At 66.1% G+C, this 21,894-nt stretch carries 18 protein-coding genes and 1 riboswitch; of the genes, 6 read left to right on the plus strand and 12 right to left on the minus strand.

The features are described from left to right. Nucleotides 1-123: 123 nt before the first annotated feature. The 5 genes from G4G71_RS11425 to G4G71_RS11445 form a co-directional block, all read right to left on the minus strand. Nucleotides 124-627 carry a DUF934 domain-containing protein gene (locus G4G71_RS11425; RefSeq protein WP_169937708.1) on the minus strand — a complete coding sequence of 168 codons (504 nt, stop codon included), beginning with the start codon at nucleotides 625-627 and terminating at the stop codon, nucleotides 124-126. After that, complete coding sequence (locus tag G4G71_RS11430) at nucleotides 611-2,269, minus strand: nitrite/sulfite reductase (RefSeq protein ID WP_169937710.1); 1,659 nt, start codon at nucleotides 2,267-2,269, stop codon at nucleotides 611-613. Before G4G71_RS11430 ends, G4G71_RS11425 begins: the two co-directional genes overlap by 17 nt. 270 nt (nucleotides 2,270-2,539) lie before the next feature. Beyond that, entirely contained in the window at nucleotides 2,540-3,034 is a 495-nt protein-coding gene (locus G4G71_RS11435; RefSeq protein ID WP_169937712.1) for a PaaI family thioesterase, read from the minus strand. A gap of 314 nt (nucleotides 3,035-3,348) precedes the next feature. Continuing rightward, nucleotides 3,349-3,564 (minus strand): DUF2970 domain-containing protein, encoded by a 216-nt coding sequence (locus G4G71_RS11440; RefSeq protein ID WP_024763310.1) that lies wholly within the window; start codon nucleotides 3,562-3,564, stop codon nucleotides 3,349-3,351. Nucleotides 3,565-3,613: 49 nt separating this feature from the next. After that, nucleotides 3,614-4,939 (minus strand): MATE family efflux transporter, encoded by a 1,326-nt coding sequence (locus G4G71_RS11445; RefSeq protein ID WP_169937715.1) that lies wholly within the window; start codon nucleotides 4,937-4,939, stop codon nucleotides 3,614-3,616. 229 nt (nucleotides 4,940-5,168) lie between these two features. Further along, nucleotides 5,169-5,256: riboswitch (cyclic di-GMP riboswitch) on the plus strand. A gap of 121 nt (nucleotides 5,257-5,377) precedes the next feature. Between G4G71_RS11445 and G4G71_RS11450 the strand changes: the two genes are divergently transcribed. The 4 genes from G4G71_RS11450 (at nucleotide 5,378) to G4G71_RS11465 (ending at nucleotide 7,378) form a co-directional block, all read left to right on the plus strand. Further along, on the plus strand, nucleotides 5,378-5,977 hold the full coding sequence (locus tag G4G71_RS11450) for a hypothetical protein (RefSeq protein WP_169937717.1): 600 nt from the start codon (nucleotides 5,378-5,380) through the stop codon (nucleotides 5,975-5,977). Then, nucleotides 5,974-6,504, plus strand: coding sequence for a GTP-binding protein (locus G4G71_RS11455; RefSeq protein ID WP_054907703.1), 531 nt, complete (start codon nucleotides 5,974-5,976; stop codon nucleotides 6,502-6,504). Before G4G71_RS11450 ends, G4G71_RS11455 begins: the two co-directional genes overlap by 4 nt. A gap of 32 nt (nucleotides 6,505-6,536) precedes the next feature. Next, nucleotides 6,537-6,947 carry a roadblock/LC7 domain-containing protein gene (locus G4G71_RS11460; protein WP_024763314.1) on the plus strand — a complete coding sequence of 137 codons (411 nt, stop codon included), beginning with the start codon at nucleotides 6,537-6,539 and terminating at the stop codon, nucleotides 6,945-6,947. Nucleotides 6,948-7,018: 71 nt separating this feature from the next. Next, complete coding sequence (locus G4G71_RS11465; protein ID WP_017519512.1) at nucleotides 7,019-7,378, plus strand: hypothetical protein; 360 nt, start codon at nucleotides 7,019-7,021, stop codon at nucleotides 7,376-7,378. A gap of 59 nt (nucleotides 7,379-7,437) precedes the next feature. Here G4G71_RS11465 and G4G71_RS11470 read toward each other — a convergent pair whose 3' ends face one another. Beyond that, nucleotides 7,438-7,791 carry a 50S ribosome-binding protein YggL gene (locus tag G4G71_RS11470; protein WP_169937719.1) on the minus strand — a complete coding sequence of 118 codons (354 nt, stop codon included), beginning with the start codon at nucleotides 7,789-7,791 and terminating at the stop codon, nucleotides 7,438-7,440. Between the two features lie 189 nt (nucleotides 7,792-7,980). Continuing rightward, entirely contained in the window at nucleotides 7,981-11,673 is a 3,693-nt protein-coding gene (gene metH / locus G4G71_RS11475; RefSeq protein ID WP_169937722.1) for a methionine synthase, read from the minus strand. A 172-nt stretch (nucleotides 11,674-11,845) separates the two neighbouring features. On the opposite strand from metH, the gene G4G71_RS11480 reads away from it, so the two are divergent. After that, complete coding sequence (locus tag G4G71_RS11480; protein WP_169937724.1) at nucleotides 11,846-14,134, plus strand: fatty acid cis/trans isomerase; 2,289 nt, start codon at nucleotides 11,846-11,848, stop codon at nucleotides 14,132-14,134. Between the two features lie 202 nt (nucleotides 14,135-14,336). After that, nucleotides 14,337-14,921, plus strand: coding sequence for a Fe-S biogenesis protein NfuA (nfuA, locus tag G4G71_RS11485; RefSeq protein ID WP_054907697.1), 585 nt, complete (start codon nucleotides 14,337-14,339; stop codon nucleotides 14,919-14,921). 206 nt (nucleotides 14,922-15,127) lie between these two features. Here nfuA and G4G71_RS11490 read toward each other — a convergent pair whose 3' ends face one another. The 5 genes from G4G71_RS11490 to G4G71_RS11510 form a co-directional block, all read right to left on the minus strand. Continuing rightward, entirely contained in the window at nucleotides 15,128-16,294 is a 1,167-nt protein-coding gene (locus G4G71_RS11490; RefSeq protein WP_169937727.1) for an MFS transporter, read from the minus strand. Between the two features lie 9 nt (nucleotides 16,295-16,303). Continuing rightward, nucleotides 16,304-16,546, minus strand: a complete 243-nt coding sequence (locus tag G4G71_RS11495; protein WP_169937729.1) for a DUF1272 domain-containing protein — start codon at nucleotides 16,544-16,546, stop codon at nucleotides 16,304-16,306. 27 nt (nucleotides 16,547-16,573) lie between these two features. Continuing rightward, the gene (locus G4G71_RS11500; protein WP_169937731.1) at nucleotides 16,574-17,575 is read right to left on the minus strand and encodes a GlxA family transcriptional regulator; all 1,002 of its coding nucleotides are present in this window, start codon (nucleotides 17,573-17,575) and stop codon (nucleotides 16,574-16,576) included. Between the two features lie 96 nt (nucleotides 17,576-17,671). After that, nucleotides 17,672-20,725, minus strand: coding sequence for an efflux RND transporter permease subunit (locus G4G71_RS11505; protein ID WP_169937733.1), 3,054 nt, complete (start codon nucleotides 20,723-20,725; stop codon nucleotides 17,672-17,674). Further along, a complete protein-coding gene (locus tag G4G71_RS11510; RefSeq protein ID WP_169937736.1) occupies nucleotides 20,725-21,807 on the minus strand; it encodes an efflux RND transporter periplasmic adaptor subunit in 1,083 nt (360 codons plus the stop codon). Before G4G71_RS11510 ends, G4G71_RS11505 begins: the two co-directional genes overlap by 1 nt. Nucleotides 21,808-21,894: the final 87 nt, after the last annotated feature.

Here is a 21,894-nt window from a genome sequence, read left to right on the forward strand (position 1 = left end):
TGCCGTCCCCCTGCTGGCGGATAACGCTGGCGCGCTATGCGCCCTACGAGAAATGCGCCGTGCAGAATTGAAAAAGCCCCGCAATGCGGGGCTTTTTCATGTCGCTGAATCAGCTCTGCCGGGTCAGGCCAGCTGGCGGCGACGGAACAGCGGTTGCGGCTGGGTCACCGAGGTCTGGTAGACCTCGCTGAAGTCGTCCAGGCCGGCCAGCGCCGCTTGCGGATCGCGGTCGGCGCGGATGGCGTAGGCGTCGAAGCCGCAGCTCTGCATGAAGAACAGCTGGTCACGCAGCACGTCACCGATAGCGCGTACTTCGCCCTTGTAGCCGAAGCGCTCGCGCAGCAGGCGCGCGGTGCTGAAGCCGCGGCCGTCGGTGAAGGCGGGGAAGTTCACGGCGATCACCTGGAAGTTGCCCAGGTCGTCGGCGATGGCTTCGGGCTCTTCGTCCGCATCCAGCCAGACGCCCAGGCCACCGTCGCGGCCGCGCAGGGCAGGCCCGTGTTCCAGCCAGAGGTTCAGCGGGATGATCACGTCGTCGCAGTTGGGCACGGTTTCCAGGGTCGCGTCCTTGGGCAGCAGGTGCCAGCGGTCGTCGACGACCTCGCGGTGCTTAATGATTCGCTGCATATACGCGCTCCTTGAAGGGGTCGATGCCGATGCGACGGTAGGTATCGAGGAAACGTTCCTCTTCGGTGCGCTGTTCCACGTAGACCTTGATGATCTTCTCGATCACGTCGGCCATCTGCTCCTGGGCGAAGGACGGGCCGAGGATCTGCGCCAGGCTGGCGTCGCGGCTGGCGCTGCCGCCGAGGGAGACCTGGTAGAACTCCTCGCCCTTCTTGTCCACGCCGAGGATGCCGATGTGGCCGACGTGGTGGTGACCACAGGCGTTCATGCAACCGGAGATGTTCAGGTCGATGGCGCCGATGTCGAACAGGTAGTCCAGGTCGTCGAAGCGACGCTGGATGGCTTCGGCCACCGGGATCGACTTGGCGTTGGCCAGGGAGCAGAAGTCACCGCCCGGGCAGCAGATGAGGTCGGTCAGCAGGCCCACGTTGGGGGTGGCGAAACCGTTCTCGCGCAGTTCGCCCCAGAGGGTGAACAGCTGAGCCTGCTCGACGTCGGCGAGGATGATGTTCTGGTTATGGCTGTTGCGCACTTCGCCGAAGCTGTAGCGGTCGGCCAGGTCGGCGACCACGTCCAGCTGCTTGTCGGTGATGTCGCCGGGCGCCACGCCGGTGGGCTTGAGCGACAGGGACACGGCGACATAGCCGGGCTTCTTGTGGGCGAAGGTGTTGCGGCTGCGCCAGCGGGCGAAGCCGGGGTTCTCGGCGTCGAGCTGGGCGAGGGCGGCGTCCTGGTTTTCCAGGGCCAGGTAGGCCGGGTCGACGAAGTGCGCGGCCACGCGCTGCAGCTCGGCGTCGGTCAGGGTGCTCGGGCCGTCCTTCAGGTTCGCCCATTCGGCGTCGACCTTCTGGGCGAAGACTTCCGGCGTCAGCGCCTTGACCAGGATCTTGATGCGCGCCTTGTACTTGTTGTCCCGACGGCCATAGCGGTTGTACACGCGCAGGATGGCGTCCAGGTAGGACAGCAGGTGCTTCCACGGCAGGAATTCATTGATGAAATTGCCGACGATCGGGGTACGGCCCAGGCCGCCACCGACAGAGACGCGGAAGCCCAGCTCGCCGGCTTCGTTCTGCACCGCTTCCAGGCCGATGTCGTGCACCTCGATGGCGGCACGGTCGCTCACGGCGCCGTTGACGGCGATCTTGAACTTGCGCGGCAGGTGGGCGAATTCGGGGTGGAAGGTCGACCACTGGCGGATGATCTCGCACCAGGGGCGCGGATCGACCAGCTCGTCATGGGCAACGCCGGCGAACTGGTCGGTGGTGGTGTTGCGGATGCAGTTGCCGCTGGTCTGGATCGCGTGCATCTGCACGGTGGCCAGCTCGGCGAGGATTTCCGGCACGTCTTCCAGTTCCGGCCAGTTGTACTGGACGTTCTGGCGGGTGCTGATGTGCGCGTAGCCCTTGTCGTAGTCGCGGGCGATCTGCGCCAGCTTGCGAACCTGCTGGGAGTTCAGCAGGCCGTAAGGCACGGCCACGCGCAGCATGGGCGCATAGCGCTGGATGTACAGGCCATTCTGCAGACGCAGCGGGCGGAATTCCTCGCCGGTCAGTTCGCCCGCCAGGTAACGGTGGGTCTGATCGCGGAACTGCTTGACGCGATCCTCTACGATCCTTTGATCGTATTCGTCATATACGTACATGAATCATCCTGCTGTCAGGCTATAGCGCTCAGGGCGTACTGCGTTTCCCAGCGCGCACGGCAACGCGCTCCACGCGGAGTGGGGCGCACGATACCAGTTCGGGAATATGCGCAAAAGTGATGTTTGAGTATATGGCGAGAACTTTCGGATCTAAGCCGCGCCAGGCCTGAGGCTCAGGCGGGACGGGGGCTTGCGCCGGTGCACGGGCTCGCCTTTGCGGCGCTGCCCTTTATACCCATTTCAAACGGCAGCGACGCAATTGGCAGTCGATCAGGCTTCGCGACCGTGGGCGGCATCGCGCAGTTGCGAGGTGTCGACGCGGACGAAGATCGAGTCGCCGACGCAGGTCAGCACGTCGCCGGCGTAGACCTCGCAGATGATCCGGCTCTTGCGGCCGACTTCGCCCTCGACATGCGCCCTGAGGGTCAGCGGCACGCCCATGGGCGTCGGCTTGATGTACTTGATGCCCAGGTTGCCGGTAACGCAGTCGATACGCGGCAGGCTGCCCGGCTCGCGGCCCTCGGCGCGGTAGTGGTAGGCCATGGCGGTCCAGTTGGAGTGGCAGTCCACCAGCATGGCGATCAGGCCGCCGTAGACCAGCTCCGGCCAGCCGCAGTACTTGGCCTCTGGCAGATGTTCGGCAACCACGTGGACACCGTCCTCGTGCCAGCGGCTCTTGATATGCAGTCCGTGCGGGTTGCTGCCGCCGCAGCCGTAGCAGACACCCTCGGGCGCGACGGTGTCCTGTAGCGATACCAGGTTCATTGCTGTTCCTTGTTCTTGTCGTTGTGCTTGTCGAGCAGCCAGCCTAACGGCTTTCGAAGCAGGACGGGAGTAGCGGGGCGGGCGGAGCTGGTCTTAACTCGTGGTGTGGTTCTTCAGCCAATAACGAGAAGATGGGGGAAGCATGAGCGAAGAAACGTCGAACAAGACCAGCGACAGCGTCGTCGATGCCCGCGCCGCATTCATCCTGATCCTGCTGGTGGTTGCGACTGCCGTGTTCTGGGTCAGCCATCAGTGACAGCGGTGCCGGCGGGCCGTCCTGCGGCCCGCTGGTACCAGACGCCCCGCCGCCTGTCCTACAGCCCGGCGAAATGCAGCACCAACTGCACCAGCCCGTACAGCAGCAGCACGAAGATCAGCGTGAAGAGAATGCCCATGGCGATGAAGTGACTGGGCTTGCCGTGGGTGAAGTCGCGCGCCCGGTTGCGCCCGCTTTGCACGCCGAAGGCCGCGGCCAGCACGCTGTGCAGCATCTGCCAGAAGGTCGGCGGCTTGTTCTGTTGCTCGTCCATCGTTCGGTCCCCTCTTTGCCTGCAAGCTTAGTTCCTGAACAGGGAGGCGCTAGAGCTCGATCTGTGTCCACTGGCGCTTCTGCCACATCACCGCGAAGATCGCCGAGGCCAGCCCGCGCTGGAGAATCTGCATGCTCCAGATCGCCAGCAAACCACCGCCCAGCATCGGGCCGACCAGGTAGGCCAGCGGCAGGAAGAACAGCCACTGGTTGCCCAGGCTGACCGCCATCACCGTGCGCACGGCCCCCGCGCCCAGCAGCGCCTGGGTCAGCACCAGCGCCGTGGCGTCGATCACCATGCCCATGCCGGTGAGCATCAGCGGCACCCGGCCCAGTTCGATCAGCGCAGGGTCGCTGACGAACAGCCGCAGGATGGCCTCGGGGAATATCCAGAATGGCGCGCCCAGCAGCGCCAGCCCGCAGGCCGCCACCTTCACCACGTCCCAGCCCCAGCGGTGCGCGCTGTCGAAGTCGCGCTCGCCCATGCTCTGGCTGACCAGGGTGGTTGCCGCCATGCCCAGGCCGACGCCGGGCAGGATCAGGAAAAGCGCCAGGTTGATCAGCACGTGGGCCACCGCCAGCTCGCGAGTGCCGACCTGGGCGATGATCCAGAACAGCAGGGTGATGCCGGCGGCGAAGAAGAACTGCTGCAGCGAATTGGGCAGCGACAGGCGCAGCAGCGTGCGGATATCCCGTTCGCTCGGCAGGCGAGGGTGGAAGCCCTGGGCGCGCGCATCGCGCCAGGTGATCCAGGCATAGATCAGCGAACCGATGTAGAGCGCCAGCGTGGTACCCAGGCCGCTCCCTACAGCCCCCATTTTCGGAAGGCCGAACAGGCCGTGGATCAGGCTGTAGCTGATCGCCGCGTTGGCCAGGTGCATGACCACCAGGGTGCGCATGTACATGCCTGATCGCCGGGTGCCGTTCCAGTAGCCCCGGAAGGAGAAGTTCAGGCCCACGGCGAGCACCGACAGCGCGCGCCACTCGAAGTAGGGGATGCCGACCGCGAGCACCTCCGGATCATGAGACAGCGCGCGAATGATGGGCTCGGCGAACAGCAGGCAGATCAGCGTGATCGGCAGCGACAGGCCCAGCGCGACCAGCAGCCCGCAGTTCAGCGGCGCGGCCAGCTCGTCGCTGCGACCTTCGCCCCGCCGGCGAGCCACCAGCGCCTGTACGCCGGCGCCCAGGCCCATCACCAGGGAGATGGCGACGAAGTTGGCGTAACTGCCGATGCCTACCCCGGCCAAGGACTTTTCCCCGAGGTGGCCGACCATGGCCGCGTCCACCAGGTTGAGCAGGCTCTGGCTGAGCATGCCGCCGATGATCGGCAGGCCCAGGCTGAGGATGTTCTGGAACCGCTGGCGCTCTAGCATGGCGTCTCTGGGCAGTGAATTCCGACTTGTTGTGGACATCCGGCGGGCCGTGCCGGTGGGGCGCCGCTGTGGGAAATCCTAGCCGAAGGGCAGGCTTCCTGCTCCCTTTTGGGGCGGAATATGCCTACGAACATTGCGAAGTTGTTCCGGTGATATTTCCGATGTTTGTGTGAGGTGTATCACGTTTTTTCGGCTTGGCGAACGAAAGCGGCGTACTACGCTGAAATTCAATTGACCAGGGCAAACCTGTGCGAAAGCCAGGGACGCAAAGCCACCGATCTACAGCCCGCAAGGGCCATGACCGCGGGGTTGCCAAGCAGGCCGGACGTTCGTCCGCGCCCTCTGCGAGCTTGTGCTCGGCATCCTCCAACGTCCCGGTGAGCCTCCTGATCAACCCGTGCAGGTTGATGGTGTTTGTTGGCCAAAGGGAGCGCGCCGATGAATCAGCCGTACCAGCTTCAGTACACCTACGGGTTCGCCCGGATGGCGTTGCGTGATCAGGTGGTGTTCAAGTCCATCGTCGGCCTGCTCAGTGGTCGCACGTTGGCGAGCTGGGCGTATGTCGATGGCCCGGCCGACCTGCTGGTAGAGGGGGAGGAGGGCGAGCCGCGGGTGCAGTTGCGTACGGCCGAGGGCGAGCCGCTCTGGGTGCACTGGCCGCTGCGTGCCAGCGAGGTATTCGATTGCCTGGAGCGTGCCGCTCGCGCCATCGGCCAGCGGCCGGCGCAGTCCACGGGTGAAGCCCTGCGCCTGAAGCACTGGCCGGCAGCGTCGCTGCTCAAGGCTGATCACCGCTACGTCCGGCTGGCCACTTTGCTCTGTGCAAGGACCATGAGCCTGGACGAGCTTTGCGAGCGCTCCGGCGTGCCGCGCCATGTGGCGGAGAGTTTCGTTCGCCTGATGGCTGCCCATGAAATGCTCCAGCCTGGCGAGGCCCTGCCGGCGCGGCCCGAGCAACAGGCAGCCGCCCCCGCCGGCCTGCTGGCGCGCATCCGCCGCCACTTCGGCCTTGGCGGTGCTTCGGAGGCCGGTCGATGAGGGAATACAAGATCCTCTTCACCGGCACCATGGGCGCCGGCAAAACCACCGCCATCGCCGCGATCAGCGATATCGAGCCGGTCAGCACCGATGTGCAGAACAACGATCCCAACCTGGACAAGGCACGCACCACGGTCGGCCTGGACTACGGCGAAGTGGTGCTCGGGCCCGATGAGCGCCTGCGCCTGTATGGCACGCCCGGTCAGGCGCGCTTCGCCTTCATGTGGGGCATCCTCGCGCGCGGTGCGCTGGGGCTGGTGATCCTGATCGACAACTCGCGGCCCGATCCGCTGGGTGACCTGCAGGTTTACCTCGATGGCTTTGCCGACTGCATCGCCGGCGCGCCCTGTGTCATCGGCGTCGGGCGTCTGCCAGGGCATCCCGTCCCCGGCCTGGATGACTACGCCGCGGCACTGGCGCGGGCCGGTCACAGCTTCCCGGTCGTCGAGGTGGACGTACGCGAGGCGGAGCAGGTGCGCATGCTGCTCGACCTGCTCCTGCTGCAACTGGAATGCACGGCGGCCTGAAGCCTGACGTTTGCAACCGACTGGAGTCGACCATGGAACACGCCTTGACGAGCTTGCCGGAAAGACTGCGCAACGACGCCGAGCAGGCGTTGGATGAGCTCGGCGCCAGCCTGGGGCGGCTGAGCGCAGCGGTGATCGCCACTACCGATGGCTTCGAAGTGGCCTCCCGCGCCGGCAAGGGGCTGGAGGTCTCCAAGCTGGCAGCCATGGCCTGCTCGATTTCGGCCCTCGGCGCCATGGTCGGCCAGGAGAGCGAGGTCGGCCCGCACCAGAACGTGATAGTCGAGGCGAGCGAGGGCTACATCGTGATCGTCGACATACCGCATCCGAGCCACCCGATGATCCTCAACCTGGTCGCCGATCGCGAGGAGATGCTTGGTCAGGTGCTCTATCAGGCCAAGCGAACGGCAACCCGGCTGGCGGATCTGTCGCTGGCCGGCTGAGACAAAAGGCTTCGCGGCGCGCGCGGTCGCGGGGCCCCTATAACAGGACGCGCACTCAAGGAGTAATCGCTATGGCAGCACTGCAACAATCGCTGGACGAACTGCTGAACCTGGATGGTGCCCTGGCGTCGGCCGTGGTGGATGCCAAGAGCGGCATGCTGCTCGGGCAGGCAGGAGGCGGCGTGGACCTGGAACTGGCGGCGGCGGGCAACACCGAGGTGGTTCGCGCCAAGCTCAAGACCATGAAGTCCCTGGCGCTCAACGACGTGATCGAGGACATCCTCATCACCCTCGGCCGGCAATACCACATCATCCGCCCGATGGCGAAGCACGAAGGGGTGTTCATGTACTACGTGCTGGACAAGGTGAAAGCCAACCTGGCGCTGGCGCGGCGCAAGTTGCAGGAGGTCGAGGCACAGGTGGCGATCTGAGGTGAGCTGATGGACGTGGGCGGGCGGGGAGGCCCGCCCACGCTTTGCACAAGGAGTGCTTACTCCTCGAACAGGCCGTGCCAGCAGTCGCTCAGCTCGCCCAGTTCGAAGGACTTCACCCAGGACTGCTTTTCCAGCCACAGGCGAGTGGTCTCGCGGTCGGCTTCGGTCAGGCTGCCGACAGCGTTCAGGCACAGGTAGCCGGTGAACTCGCCGTCTTCGGTGGCGCCGCCGACGAAGACCCAGCCTTCGGATTCGACGAAGGCGATCCACTGGTTGAGCACGTCATCCAGGTCGCCGGTGTAGTTCACTTCGAGGCTGAAGCCGAACTCCTGGAACTCGGCCAGGCGCAGCTTCTTCAGCAGGCGGCGTTTGCGAGGCTTGGCCATTTGTTCGGGGGTGAGGTATTTCATCTGTGACTCTCTCTTCAGCGGAAGCCTGGCGGGTGGCCAGCTTCGATCCGTTTTGCCCTGGGGGTGCCCAGGATGGCGGGATTATCCCGCATCTGCGCAGGATATGCAGCGAAGCTTTTCCCCAGGCCCCGGACCTGCCTGACGAAACCGCCGCGCCGGGAGGGCCCGGTCGCGGCGTTGGGCGTCAGATCAGTTGTCGTAGCCCAGGTTCGGCGACAGCCAGCGCTCGCTGGTGCTGATTTCCTGGTCCTTGCGCGCGCTGTAGCGTTCGATCTGGTCCTTGTCGAGCTTGCCGACGGCGAAGTACTGCGCCTGCGGGTGGGCGAAGTACCAGCCGCTGACGGCGGCGGCGGGAAACATGGCGTAGTGCTCGGTCAGGGTGACGCCGGACAGGCCCTGCGGATCGAGCAGCTGGAACAGCGTGCCCTTCTCGGTGTGGTCCGGGCAGGCCGGATAGCCGGGCGCCGGGCGGATGCCGACGTACTGCTCCTTGATCAGCGCCTCGTTGCTCAGGTGTTCCTCGGGCTGATAGCCCCAGTACTCCTTGCGCACGCGCTCGTGCAGCCATTCGGCGCAGGCTTCGGCGAGGCGGTCGGCCAGTGCCTTGACCATGATCGCGCTGTAGTCGTCGCCCTTGGCCTCGTAGGCCTTGGCCACTTCCTCGGCACCGATGCCGGCGGTGGTGATGAAGCCGCCGACATAGTCCTTCACGCCGCTTTCCTTCGGCGCGACGAAGTCGGCCAGGCTGAAGTTCGGCTTGCCGTCGGGCTTGATGGTCTGCTGGCGCAGGTGGTGCAGGGTGGCCAGCTTGTGGCCGTCGTCGCCGTAGACTTCCAGGTCGTCGTGGTGCACCTGGTTGGCCGGCCAGAAGCCCAGCACCGCACGGGACTTGATCAGCTTCTCGTCGATCAGCTTCTTCAGCAGCGCCTGGGCGTCGTTGAACAGGCTGGTGGCCGCTTCGCCGACGACCTCGTCGGTGAGGATGCGCGGGTACTTGCCGGCCAGGTCCCAGGAGATGAAGAAGGGCGTCCAGTCGATGTACTCGGCCAGCACGTTGAGGTCGATATCATCCAGCACCTTGACGCCGGTGAAGCTCGGCACCGGCGGCTGGTAGCCGGCCCAGTCGAACTTCGGCTTGGCGGCGATGGCCTGTTCGTAGCTCAGGCGCTCGGTGCGCGCGCTGCGGTTGGCGGTACGTTCGCGCACTTCCGCGTATTCCTCGCGCAGCTTGCGGGCGTACTCGGGCTTCATTTCCTTGGACAGCAGAGTGGTCGCCACGCCCACCGCGCGGGAGGCGTCGGTGACGTAGACCACCGCATCGTTGCTGTACTGCGGGTCGATCTTCACCGCGGTGTGCGCCTTGGAGGTGGTGGCGCCGCCGATCAGCAGGGGCAGGCTGAAGTTCTGCCGCTGCATTTCCTTGGCGACGTGGACCATCTCGTCCAGCGACGGCGTGATCAGGCCGGACAGGCCGATGATGTCGCACTTCTGCTCGCGGGCGGTCTGCAGGATCTTCTCCGCCGGGACCATCACGCCCAGGTCGACGATGTCGTAGCCGTTGCAGCCCAGCACCACGCCAACGATGTTCTTGCCGATGTCGTGGACGTCACCCTTCACCGTGGCCATGAGGATCTTGCCCTTGGCCTCGGGCTTGTCGCCTTTCTCTGCCTCGATGAAGGGAATCAGGTGCGCCACGGCCTGCTTCATCACGCGGGCGGATTTCACCACCTGCGGGAGGAACATCTTGCCGGCGCCGAACAGGTCACCGACCACGTTCATGCCGTTCATCAGCGGGCCTTCGATGACTTCGATGGGGCGCGCGCACTTCTGCCGGCATTCCTCGGTGTCTTCGACGATGAAAGTGGTGATGCCCTTGACCAGTGCGTGCTCCAGGCGCTTCTCGACGCTGTGGCTGCGCCACTCTTCGTCTTCCACTTCCTTGACCGCGCCGCCGCCCTTGTAGTTGTCGGCGATGGCCAGCAACGCCTCGGTGGCATCCGGGCTGCGGTTGAGCACCACGTCCTCGACCTTGTCGCGCAGCTCCTGCGGGATCTCGTCGTAGATCTCCAGCTGGCCGGCGTTGACGATGCCCATGGTCAGGCCGTTCTGGATCGCGTAGTAGAGGAACACCGAGTGGATCGCCTCGCGCACCGGGTTGTTGCCACGGAACGAGAACGACACGTTGGACACCCCGCCCGAGGTCAGGGCGTAGGGCAGGTTGTCGCGGATGTAGGCGCAGGCCTCGATGAAGTCGACCGCGTAGTTGTTGTGTTCCTCGATGCCGGTGGCGACCGCGAAGATGTTCGGGTCGAAGATGATGTCTTCCGCCGGGAAGCCCACTTCGTTGACCAGGATATCGTAGGAGCGCTGGCAGATTTCTTCCTTGCGCGCCTGGGTATCGGCCTGGCCGGCTTCGTCGAAGGCCATCACCACCACGGCGGCGCCATAGCGCTTGCACAGGCGGGCGTGGTGCTTGAACTGCTCGACGCCTTCCTTCATGGAAATCGAGTTGACGATGCCCTTGCCCTGGATGCACTTCAGGCCGGCTTCGATCACCTCCCACTTGGAGGAGTCGATCATGATCGGCACGCGGGAGATGTCCGGCTCGGAGGCGATCAGGTTGAGGAACTTCACCATGGCCGCCTTGGAGTCGAGCATGCCCTCGTCCATGTTGATGTCGATCACCTGGGCGCCGGCTTCCACCTGCTGCTGCGCCACTTCCAGCGCTTCGGCGTAGTTCTCCTCGCGGATCAGCCGCGCGAACTTGGCCGAGCCGGTGATGTTGGTGCGCTCGCCGACGTTCACGAACAGCGAGTTGCGGTCGATGGTGAAGGGCTCGAGGCCGGACAGGCGGCAGGCCTTGGGAATCTCCGGGATGGCGCGCGGCGCGTACTTGGCTACGGCCTTGGCGATGGCCTCGATATGGCCCGGCGTGGTGCCGCAGCAACCGCCGATGATGTTGAGGAAGCCGGAGGAGGCGAACTCCTCCACGACCACCGCCATTTCCGCCGGGGTCTCGTCGTACTCACCGAAGGCGTTCGGCAGGCCGGCGTTGGGGTGGGCGGAGACGTGGGTCCCGGCCTTGGTCGCCAGCTCTTCCAGGTACGGGCGCAACTCTTTCGCGCCGAGGGCGCAGTTGAGGCCGACGGAGATCGGGTTGGCGTGGCGCACCGAGTTCCAGAAGGCTTCGGTGGTCTGGCCGGACAGGGTGCGGCCGGAGGCGTCGGTGATGGTGCCGGAGATCATGATCGGCAGCTCGACGCCCAGCTCTTCATAAACGCCCTGCACAGCGAAGATCGCCGCCTTGGCGTTGAGGGTGTCGAAGATGGTCTCGATCAGGATCAGGTCGGCGCCGCCCTCGATCAGGCCACGGGTGGATTCGCTGTAGTTCTCCACCAGCTCGTCGAAGGTGACGTTGCGGAAACCGGGGTCGTTTACGTCCGGGGAGATCGAGCAGGTGCGGCTGGTCGGGCCGAGGACGCCGGCGACGAAGCGCGGGCGGTCCGGGGTCTCGGCGGTCTTGGCGTCGGCCACTTCACGGGCCAGGCGCGCGCCCTCGACGTTCATCTCGTAGGCCAGATCCTGCATGTCGTAGTCGGCCTGCGACACGCGGGTGGCGTTGAAGGTGTTGGTCTCGAGGATGTCGGCGCCGGCATCGAGATAAGCCTTCTCGATGGCCTGGATCACATCCGGGCGGCTGAGCAGCAGCAGGTCGTTGTTGCCCTTCACGTCGCTCGGCCAGTCGGCGAAGCGCGCGCCACGGTAGTCCTCTTCCTGCAGCTTGTAGCTCTGGATCATGGTGCCCATGCCGCCGTCGAGGATCAGGATGCGCTCCTTGAGGGCTTGCTGGAGGGCTTGCAGGCGTGCGGCACGGTCGATCATTGGGATACCTGGAAAAGGGCGTGGCGAAAGGTCGCTGATGATAGCAAAGCTGCATGGCTTTCCGGTGGTTCGCGGTTTTCCATGAATTCTGCTCATGTTTAATCTTTCGTTGGAGCGCATTGAGGCGGCTCTCCCGCTAGAATTCGCCCATCCTGATGGTTTGGAGTCTTTTATGTTCCTGCGAGCCCGCTTCACGTTGTTGATCGCCTCCCTGCTGTTTTCAGCGTTATCCGTGGCTGGGGAGCTGTCTTATACGCGGGATATCCAACCGATCTTCACCGAGAAATGCGTGGCCTGCCACGCCTGCTACGACTCGCCGTGCCAGCTCAACCTGACGGCCGCCGAGGGCGCGCAGCGCGGGGCGAACAAGCTGCCGGTGTACGACGGCGCACGGACGAAGGCGCAGGACCCGACACGGTTGTTCCTCGACGCCCATGGCGCGGATGCCTGGCGGCGCAAGGACTTCTGGTCGGTGCTCGATGGCCGCGGCAGCCAGGCGGCGCTGATGGCGCGGATGATCGACCTGGGGCATGACCACCCGCTGGTGCCCAACGCGAAGATCCCCGATGGGCTGGACCTGTCGATCAACCGCACCAACCAGTGCCCGACGCCCGAGACCATCGATGACTTCGTGGCGAAGAATCCGCGCAGCGGCATGCCCTTCGCCGTCACCGGCCTGACCGACAAGCAGCTGAAAACCATCAAGACCTGGCTGGCCCAGGGCGCGCCGGTGGACGAGCAGGCCTGGCAGCCGGGCAGCGGCGAGGCGCAGCAGATCGCCGAGTGGGAAAGCTTCCTCAACCAGCCCGGTGCCCGTCAGAGCCTGGTGTCGCGCTGGATCTACGAGCACCTGTTCCTCGCCCACCTGTACTTCACCGAGCGCGGCGAGCCGGGGCACTTCTTCCAGCTGGTGCGCTCGCGCACGCCCAGCGGCCAGCCCATCGACCCCATCGCCACGCGGCGGCCCAACGACGATCCGGGCAATACGTTCTACTACCGCCTGTGGCCGATCCAGGGTGTGATCGTGCACAAGACGCACATCACCTATCCGCTCAACGAGGCGCGGCTCAAGCGCAATCAGGAGCTGTTCTACGGCACCGCCTGGACTACCGACAAGGTGCCCGGCTACGGCCTGCAGCACCGCGCCAACCCGTTCGTGACCTTCGAGGCGATTCCGGCGCGGGCGCGCTACCAGTTCATGCTGGACAACGCCGAGTACTTCGTCCGTACCTTCATCCGCGGGCCGGTGTGCCGCGGGCAGATCGCCACCGACGTGATCCGCGACAACTTCTGGGCGGTATTCCAGGACCCGGACCACGACCTCTACGTCACCGATCCGAAATTCCAGCACCAGGCCTCGCCGCTGCTGGCGCTGCCGGGGCAGATCGACGACGTCGGCGCGATGCTGTCGCAATGGCGTTCCTACCGCGACAAGCGCAATAAATACGAAGAGCTGCGCCAGGACGTCTATGACGAGGCGCCCGCGCCGACCTGGGCGGACATCTGGGCCGGCAACGACAACGCTGTGCTGAGCATCTTCCGCCAGTACGACAGCGCCTCGGTGCGCAAGGGCCTGATCGGCGGCGTGCCGCAGACCCTCTGGTGGATGGACTACCCGCTGCTGGAGCGCACCTACTACGGGCTGGTGGTGAACTTCGACGTGTTCGGCAATGTCGCCCACCAGGCGCAGACGCGTCTGTACTTCGACCTGATCCGCAACGGCGCCGAGCAGAACTTCCTGCGCCTGATGCCCGTCGGTGCGCGCAAGAAGCTGCTGGATGACTGGTACCAGAGCAGCGGCAAGCTGAAGATGTGGGCCGACTACTACACCACCGACAGCGACGCGCCCACCGGGCTGTTCCTGCCGGAGAAGGGCGCCAAGCTGGCCTTCGCCAAGCAATTGCTGAAGCACTACGTGGCGCTCAATGCGCGGCCCGACCCGATCAACCTGTGCGAAAACGGCGCCTGCTACCGCAACTCCGTGGCCGCGCCGCTGCAGGATGCCGAGCAGGCCTTCAGCCGGCTGGTCAGCCGCCCGGCCGCCGGCCTGCCGGTCATCGACCAGTTCCCCGAGGCAACCATGCTGCGTGTGGAACTGCCGGACGGCCAGCGCGAAATCTACACCGTGCTGCGCAACCGTGCCCACAGCAACGTGGCCTTCATGACGGGCGAGTCGCTGCGCTACCAGCCGGGCCTGGATACCCTGACCATCTACCCGGGCGTGCTGTCGAGCTACCCGAACTTCATGTTCAACCTGAAGGCGGCTGAGGTGCGGGACTTCGTCGGCGCCCTGGAGCAGGTAAAGAGTGCGGCGGACTTCGAGAAGATCGCCGACCGCTGGGGCGTGCGTCGCAGCAACCCGCAGTTCTGGTTCTATTTCCACGATCTGGATGCCTACCTGCGCGAAACCGAGCCGGTGGAGGCAGGCGTGCTGGACATGAACCGCTACGAGAACCTGTAAATCAGATCCTGAAACTGTAGGACCGAGGGGGGCGTCCAGTCCTTGCTCGCGAACCATCCCCCGCTGCGGGGCTGTTCGCGAGCAAGCTCGCTCCTACGAAAAGCTCAGCAGCCCAGCTGCGAATTATTCCTACTAAATCAGTAGGGCTTTATCCGATCCCCCCGTTTGGCGTAAACTGGCGCCACGTTTGCGAGGAGTTGCCATGAGCGCTATCACCATTACCGAAGCCGCACAGGATTACCTGGCCGAGCTGCTGTCCAAGCAGGACACTCCCGGCATCGGCATTCGCATCTTCATCACCCAGCCGGGCACCACGTACGCCGAAACCTGCATCGCCTACTGCAAGCCGGGCGAGCAGAAGCCGGAGGACACCCCGGTCGGCCTGAAGGATTTCACCGCCTACATCGACGCCATCAGCGAGCCCTTCCTGGAAGACGCCGTGGTCGATTACGCCACCGACCGCATGGGCGGCCAGCTGACCATCAAGGCGCCGAATGCCAAGGTGCCGATGGTCAACGAGGACAGCCCGATCACCGAGCGCATCAACTACTACCTGCAGACCGAGATCAATCCCGGCCTGGCCAGCCACGGCGGCCAGGTGAGCCTGGTGGACGTGGTCGAGGACAACATCGCCGTGCTGCGTTTCGGCGGCGGTTGCCAGGGCTGCGGTGCGGTCGAGATGACCCTGAAGGACGGTGTCGAGAAGACCCTGATCGAGCGCATCCCGGAGCTGAAGGGCGTGCGTGACGTCACCGACCACAGCAACCGCGAGAACGCCTACTACTAAAGGCAGGCGATCGAGCAGCGAAAAGGCGACCTTAGGGTCGCCTTTTTCGTTTGGGCTGCATCGGGCCTGACGCAGGGAGCGACGCCCGTTTCGGATGCGGGGTGGTTCGCGAGCAAGGACTGGGCGTCCCCCTCGGTCCTACAGGTTGGGCTCGGCGCTCTTTGTAGGAGCGAGCTTGCTCGCGAACCGCGTTGGCACCTGAACCCTCAGGCCTGCACCACTTCCCGCCGCCCCGACCAGAGCATCACCAGCGCCACCAGCAGCACCGGCCAGACCAGCAGGTTCACCGCGCTCCAGCCGACGCTGGTGATCAGCGCGCCGGAGCTGAACGACATCAGCGCCGCCAGGCTGCCGTTGCCCAGTTCCATCAGCCCTTGCGCATGCCCGCGTTCCTGCGGCGTATGGCCGAAGGCGAGCAGCGTGGTGCCGGCCACCAGCATCAGGTTCCAGCCCATGCCCAGCAGCAGTGAGCTGATGAGGAACTGCGCCACCGACTGACCGCTCAGCGCCACCGCCGCACTCACTGCCAGCAGCGCCATGCCGACCCAGGCCACGCGGCGGCCGCCGAGGCGGTCCACCAGCGGGCCGGCAACGAAGGCGGGGAGGAACATGCCCAGCACGTGCCACTGGATCACGCTCACCGAGCGCTCCAGCGGCAGGCCGCAGAAGCTCATGGCCAGTGGCGTGGCGTTCATGATCAGGATCATCAGCCCGTGGCCGGCGGCGGTGCAGGCCATGGCCGCGCGGACCGCCGGGCGCGACAGCAACTCGCGCATCACCTTCCAGCCGCCGGTGGATGGCGCGGGCGCTGCGCCTTCCGGCAGGCGGCTGAGCACGGCGAGGGCGACCAGGGCCAGCGCGGCGATGGCCAGGTACGAACCCACGAAGGGCGCGGGCAGGGCATTGCGCGACCACAGCGCTAGGCTCGGTGCGAGCAATGCCGCCAGCACACCGCCGCCGATCACGTAGGCAGTGGCGCGCCCCTTGTGGGTTTCGTCCACCGCTTCCAGCGCGGCGAAGCGGTAATACATCGCCGACGCCTGGTAGGCGCCGATGGGCAGCGCGCCGAGGCAGAACAGCAGGAAGTCCGCCAGCCACACGCCCAGCGCGCAAAGCAGCCCGCCGAATACGCCGCAAGCGGCGCCCAGCAGCAGGCCGCGCCGCCGTCCGTGGCGTTGCATGAACAGCGACAACGGCTGCACCGCCAGCAGGTTGCCCAGCACCAGGATCGCCAGGGGCAGCGTGGCCAGGCTGTTGATCGGCGTGAGCTGCGCGCCCACCAGCGAGGTGAGGGTGATGCCGATCAGCGAGCAGGACCAGTACAGCGCCTGGCTGGTGAACAGCAGGCGGATCGCCGGAGTGCGCAGCAGCATGCTCCGTCCTCAGCCCTGGCAGCCGGCAGGCTTGAGCACGCGCTGGGTCGAGGTCGGGCTGGCCGCCAGCTTCTCCAGCGGCCGGCGTGGGCGCGGTACCAGTTCGCCGCCGCAGTTCGGGCAATGGCCGTGCAGCACCTGTTCGGCGCAGTCGGTGCAGAAAGTGCATTCGAAGCTGCAGATGCGCGCGTCGGCGCTGTCGCCGGGCAGGTCGCGGTCGCAGCATTCGCAGCCGGGGCGGAGTTCGAGCATGGCAAAGTCCTTTGCTGTGGATTGAAGTCAGCGCAACTGGCCGAAGCGCTCGGCGTATTCCTGCGGGCTGATCGCCAGGTGCTTGTGGAAGGTACGGCGCAGGTTCTCCGGGTGGCCGAAGCCGCACAGCCGCGACACCGTGCTGATCGACGCCTGGGCGTCCTGCAACAGCGCGCGGGCGGCTTCCAGGCGCACGCGTTCGACGTAGCGCCCCGGGCCCATGCCCAGTTCGTTGATGAACACCCGCGACAGTGTGCGCGGGCTCATGCACGCCTGTTCGGCCAAAACCTCCAGCGACAGGTCGCTGCCGAGATTGGCCGGTATCCACTCCAGCAGTGCCGCCAGGCGTGGCGTGCGGCTAGGTTCCGGGGTCAACCAGTGACTGAACTGCGCCTGCCCGCCGGGGCGCTTGAGGAACATCACCAACCGCCGCGCCACGGTCAGGGCGAGTGCGCGGCCGAGGTCTGCTTCCACCAGCGCCAGGGCGAGGTCGATGCCGGCTGTGACGCCGGCCGAAGTGAACACGTGATCGTCGCCGTCCCGGCGCTGCGGATCGTAGGTATGCAGGCGGTCGCCCTGGACCAGTACCTCGGGGTAGTCGCTGCACAGCTCATCGACATCCGCCCAGTGCGTGGTGGCCGGACGGCCGTTGAGCACGCCGGCCGCGGCGAGGATCAGCGCGCCGGAGCACACCGAGCCGAGCCGGCGCACCTGGGGCTCGGCGGCAGCCAGCCAGTGCAGCAGGTCGGTGTTTTCGCATTGTTGCGGGACGCCCAGCCCACCCGGTACCAGCAGGGTATCCAGTGTGGCTGGCTCGACTTCTCGCCATCCCATGTCAGCGCAGATGCGCAGGCCGGCCGAGGTGGCCACCGGCCCGACCCGTTCGCCCAGTACCAGCAGCTCATAGATCGGTGCCAGGCCCTGGCGCTGGCGCTCGACGTTGGCCGAGGCGAACACCTGCAGCGGCCCGGTGATGTCCAGGCTCATGACCTCGGGGTAGAGCAGGCAGGCGATGCGGCGCGATTCCATGGCGACACTCGTTCATTGAATGTCACGAGTGTGGCGGTGGCTGACGCTGGCGGCAACGTCAGTCACCCCACGAATCTTGCCAATCTGCAGGCCGGCCTACCTGGCTGCACCCAGCCGATACGCGCTGGCATACAGCACCGGCAGCACGATCAACGTCAGCAGCGTGGCGAAACCCAGGCCGAACATGATCACCACCGACATGCTCTGGAAGAACGCATCCAGCAGCAGGGGAGCCAGGCCGAGGATGGTGGTCAGCGCAGTCAGGCAGATCGGCCGCAGGCGCGCGCAGGATGCGTTCACCAGCGCCTCGCGCGGTGGCTGGCCGCCGGCGGCGAGGTTGTCGACTTCCTCCAGCAGCACGATGCCATTACGCACCAGCATGCCGGACAGGCTCAAGAGCCCGAGCAGCGCCATGAAGCCGAAGGGAATGCCGGTAAGCAGGAAGCCGACAGTCACGCCGATCATCGCCAGCGGCACGGTCAGCCAGATCAGCAGCGCCTTGCGCGGCGAGGAGAACATCAGCACGGTGATGATGAACATCGCCAGGAAGGCCATCGGCAGGCTGCCGAGCACGCCATTGCGGGCATCGCCGGAGCTTTCCACGTCGCCGCCCCAGGCCAGTTCGTAGCCCGGTGGCAGTTGCAGCGCCTCGATCTGCGGGCGCACGCGGGCGAGCAGTTGCGAGGAGGTTTCGCCGCTCTGCGGGGCGACGTCGGCCATCACCGTCAGCGTGCGCTTGCGGTCCTGGCGCAGGATCAGCGGGTCTTCCCAGACGCTGTCGAAGCCACCGACCACCTGCTCGATGGGCAGGTAGCGCTGGCTCACCGGGCTCCATAACATCAGGTCGTTGATCTGCCCGGCGTCCAGGTCGCGTTCGCGCACGACGATGGGCAACTGCTGCGTGCCGTCGCGGTAAAGGCCGACGGAGAGGCCGCTGAAACTCATGCGCAGCAGGCTGTCCAGATCGCCCTTGTCGATCCCCAGTTCGCGGGCGCGGGCTTCGTTGAACTGTGGGCGGACCAGCAGCGCACGGGATTGCCAGTCATGGCCGACGCCGGTGGCGACCGGGTCGGCGGCGAGGATATCGCCCACCTGTGCGCCGAGGCGGCGCAGCACCTGCGGATCGGCGCCGGTCAGCCGTACTTCGATGGCGCTGCCGTTGGACGGGCCGAACATCAGGCGCTTGAGGCCGGTCTGCACTTGCGGATAGCGCTCATCGAGGTAGTGCTGCAGGTCGGCGATCAGCCCCGGAATCTGCGCGCGGTTCTCGGTGCGCACCAGCACTTGCGCGTAGTTGGTGTGCTGGCGTTCGGCGCTGTAGGTGAGGATGAAGCGTGGTGCGCCCTGGCCGATGCTGGTGACGGTGCGTTCGACGCCCGGCAGGGCGGTGATGTGCCGGTCGATCTCGGCGGCCAGGTCGCGGGTGTGTTCGATGGCCGTGCCCTGCGGCAGCCACAGGTCGACGAAGAACATCGGCGTGTTGGCCGGCGGGAAGAAGTTCTGCCGCACCTGGGCGAAGCCCAGCAGCGATGCGGCGAGTGCCAGGGCGAGCACGCCCAGAGTCAGCGCGCGCTGGCGCAGGCAGGCTTCCAGCAGAGCGCGGTAGGCGCGATACAGCCAACCCTGGTGCGGCTCGGCGCTCGCTGCCTGTGCCGGCATCTTCTCGAAGGCCCAGCGGGCGAACAGCGGCGTCAGGGTCATGGCCGTCACCCAGCTGAGCAGCAGCGACACCAGCAACACTTCGAACAGTGAGCGGCAGTATTCGCCGGTGGAGTCGGAAGACAGGCCGATGGGCGCGAAGGCCAGTACCGCGATCACCGTGGCGCCCAGCAGCGGCAGCGCGGTGAGGCGGACGATATGGCGGATCGCGGCGTCGACGCCCTGGCCCCGCAGGCGCCCGACCAGCACGCCCTCGACCACGACGATGGCGTTGTCCACCAGCATGCACAGGGAAATGATCAGCGCGCCGAGGCTGATGCGCTGCAGCTCGATGCCCAGCAGGTACATCAGCAGCAGGCTGCCGAGCACGTTGAGTGCCAGCACCCCGGCGATCACCAGGCCGCTGCGCAGGCCCATGAAGACCAGCAGCGTGCCGACCACGATGGCCAGCGCCAGGACGAAGCTGAGCAGGAAGCCGTTCACCGCGCCGTGCACTTCCACGGCCTGGTCATAGAACGGCGTCAGCTGCATGCCAGCGGGGCGTTCGCTTTCCAGCTGGTCGAGGCGCAGGTGCACGGCGTCGCCGACCTTCACCACGTTCACCTGTGGGGCAAAAGCGATGCCCAGCGCCAGGGCCGCTTCGCCATCGGCGCGCCAGAGGTGGCTGGGGGTGTCGGTGAAACCGCGCCTGACCGTGGCGATGTCACCCAGGCGGATCAGTTGGGCGCTGCCCGGTGCGCTGACCAGCAGTTGCTCCAGCTCCGAGACGTCGGTGAATTCGCCGGTGGGATGCAGACGAATGCTCTCGCTGCCGACACGCAGGCTACCAGCGTCGGACACCAGGTTCTGACGGTTCAGCAGGTTCACCAGGCGAGTCAGTGGTACTCCCATGGCGGTCATCTTTTCCCGCGAGACATCCACCTGCACCTGTTCGGCCTGCAGGCCGGAAACCACCACCTTGCTCACGCCCGGCACCAGCACCAGCTCGCGGCGCAGGTAGTCGGCGTAGTCGCGCAGCTCCTGGTAGCTGTAGCCCTGGCCGGAGAGCGACAGGAGGATGCCGTATACGTCGCCGAAATCGTCGTTCACCTGTGGCGGCGAAACGCCCGGCGGCAGGTGCGGAGCGAGATCGTTGACCTTGCGCCGCAGTTCGTCCCAGATCTGCGGCAAGTCGCCTGCGCGGTACTGCGGCTTCACGTTGACGGTGATCTGCGAGAGGCCGGCGCTGGAGATCGAGGTCAGCTTGTCGACGTAGGCCAGTTGCTGGATGGCGTTTTCCAGCGGGTAGGTGACTTCCTCTTCCACCTGCTGCGGTGAGGCGCCGGCGTAGCGGGTGGCGACCACCGCGGTCTTCACCGTGAAGGCCGGGTCTTCCAGGCGGCCGATCTCAAGGATCGCGTAAAGGCCGCCGAGGGCCAGCAGGAGGATGACTATCCAGCTGCTGACCCGATTTTGTAGAAAGCCGCGGATCAAGTAGCCGCTGATATCCATCACAGCCCCCGCTCGCGTTGCCACGGACGCACTGCCTGGCCTTCACGCAGCTCGGAGGTGCCGGCAGCGACGATGCGCTCGCCCGGCTCCAGTCCGGAAAGAATCTGGATGCCCTCGGCATCGGGTTGACCTAGTTCCACTGTCCGGCGCTCAACGCGCAACGCATCGCCTTCACCCTTCACCACCCACACCTGGCTCTGCCCCGGCGCGCCGTCGTCGGCGCTGAAGACCGCTTCCACCGGCACTCGCAGGAGCGCCTGCGCATCGCGGCCGAGGCGGGCGAAATCCACCTCGACGGTGGCACTCATGCCCGGCAGCAGGGTGACGTCCTTCGGTCGCTCCAGGGTGAGGGTGACGGTATAGCTCAGGGTCGCGGGATCGGGGCGGGTGCTGTGCTCCTTGTAGTGCGCGGGGAAGTCCCGGCCAGGCACACGGGCCAGGCGCACGATGGGTTGGTAGTCGCTGCGCAGGCTGGCGCCGTCGACGCGCTCCAGCAGGCTTTCCGGCAACTGGAACTGCACGTCGTAGCTATCGGCGGATTGCAGGATGGCCACCGGCTGCTTGGGCTGCAGCATCTGGTGGTTCTGCACCGGCACCTGCGCGATGACGCCGGTGAAGGGCGCCGTCAGGCGTGCGTAACCCAGCTCCTGGCGGGCCAGCTTGAGCGCGGCTTCGGCGGAATCCAGCTGGGCCTTGCGCTGGTCGAGCTCGGCGCGGGCCACCAGTTGCCGCTCGTTGAGCGTGGCGACGCGCTGGTACTGGGCGCGGGCGAGGTTGTAGCTGGCTTCGCGATCACGTACTCGCAGGCGCAGGTCGGCGTCGTCCAGTTCGGCGATCAGCTGGCCACGCTCCACGCGTTGGCCCTGTTTCACTGTCAGGGTCTTGAGATGGCCGGCGAGGCGGAAGGACAGGTCGACCTCGTCCGAGGCCACCAGTTGGCCGGGAAACTGCCGTACGCCTTCGGCGGTGGCGGCGGGCACGCTGTAGAGCTTCACCGGGCGCACGATATCGACCGGCGCCGACGGCGTCGGGCCACAGCCGGCCAGCAGGCCGGCGAGCAGAAGGCAGGCGGGCGTTTTCACGCGGGATTCCTCTTGAGCTGAGCGGGTGTGGCAAGGCTGCGCGCCGCTCGGAGGAATCCGTCTGACATGAATCAAGGGCTGCCGGCC

The organism is Pseudomonas multiresinivorans (genome assembly GCF_012971725.1).
Classification (GTDB): Bacteria; Pseudomonadota; Gammaproteobacteria; order Pseudomonadales; family Pseudomonadaceae; genus Pseudomonas; species Pseudomonas multiresinivorans.

Coding starts and splice junctions, on each gene's coding strand:
- G4G71_RS11425 (WP_169937708.1), bottom strand. CDS start 627: ATGCAGCGAATCATTAAGCACCGCGAGGTCGTCGACGACCGCTGGCAC.
- G4G71_RS11430 (WP_169937710.1), bottom strand. CDS start 2,269: ATGTACGTATATGACGAATACGATCAAAGGATCGTAGAGGATCGCGTC.
- G4G71_RS11435 (WP_169937712.1), bottom strand. CDS start 3,034: ATGAACCTGGTATCGCTACAGGACACCGTCGCGCCCGAGGGTGTCTGC.
- G4G71_RS11440 (WP_024763310.1), bottom strand. CDS start 3,564: ATGGACGAGCAACAGAACAAGCCGCCGACCTTCTGGCAGATGCTGCAC.
- G4G71_RS11445 (WP_169937715.1), bottom strand. CDS start 4,939: ATGCTAGAGCGCCAGCGGTTCCAGAACATCCTCAGCCTGGGCCTGCCG.
- G4G71_RS11450 (WP_169937717.1), top strand. CDS start 5,378: ATGAATCAGCCGTACCAGCTTCAGTACACCTACGGGTTCGCCCGGATG.
- G4G71_RS11455 (WP_054907703.1), top strand. CDS start 5,974: ATGAGGGAATACAAGATCCTCTTCACCGGCACCATGGGCGCCGGCAAA.
- G4G71_RS11460 (WP_024763314.1), top strand. CDS start 6,537: ATGGAACACGCCTTGACGAGCTTGCCGGAAAGACTGCGCAACGACGCC.
- G4G71_RS11465 (WP_017519512.1), top strand. CDS start 7,019: ATGGCAGCACTGCAACAATCGCTGGACGAACTGCTGAACCTGGATGGT.
- G4G71_RS11470 (WP_169937719.1), bottom strand. CDS start 7,791: ATGAAATACCTCACCCCCGAACAAATGGCCAAGCCTCGCAAACGCCGC.
- metH (WP_169937722.1), bottom strand. CDS start 11,673: ATGATCGACCGTGCCGCACGCCTGCAAGCCCTCCAGCAAGCCCTCAAG.
- G4G71_RS11480 (WP_169937724.1), top strand. CDS start 11,846: ATGTTCCTGCGAGCCCGCTTCACGTTGTTGATCGCCTCCCTGCTGTTT.
- nfuA (WP_054907697.1), top strand. CDS start 14,337: ATGAGCGCTATCACCATTACCGAAGCCGCACAGGATTACCTGGCCGAG.
- G4G71_RS11490 (WP_169937727.1), bottom strand. CDS start 16,294: ATGCTGCTGCGCACTCCGGCGATCCGCCTGCTGTTCACCAGCCAGGCG.
- G4G71_RS11495 (WP_169937729.1), bottom strand. CDS start 16,546: ATGCTCGAACTCCGCCCCGGCTGCGAATGCTGCGACCGCGACCTGCCC.
- G4G71_RS11500 (WP_169937731.1), bottom strand. CDS start 17,575: ATGGAATCGCGCCGCATCGCCTGCCTGCTCTACCCCGAGGTCATGAGC.
- G4G71_RS11505 (WP_169937733.1), bottom strand. CDS start 20,725: ATGGATATCAGCGGCTACTTGATCCGCGGCTTTCTACAAAATCGGGTC.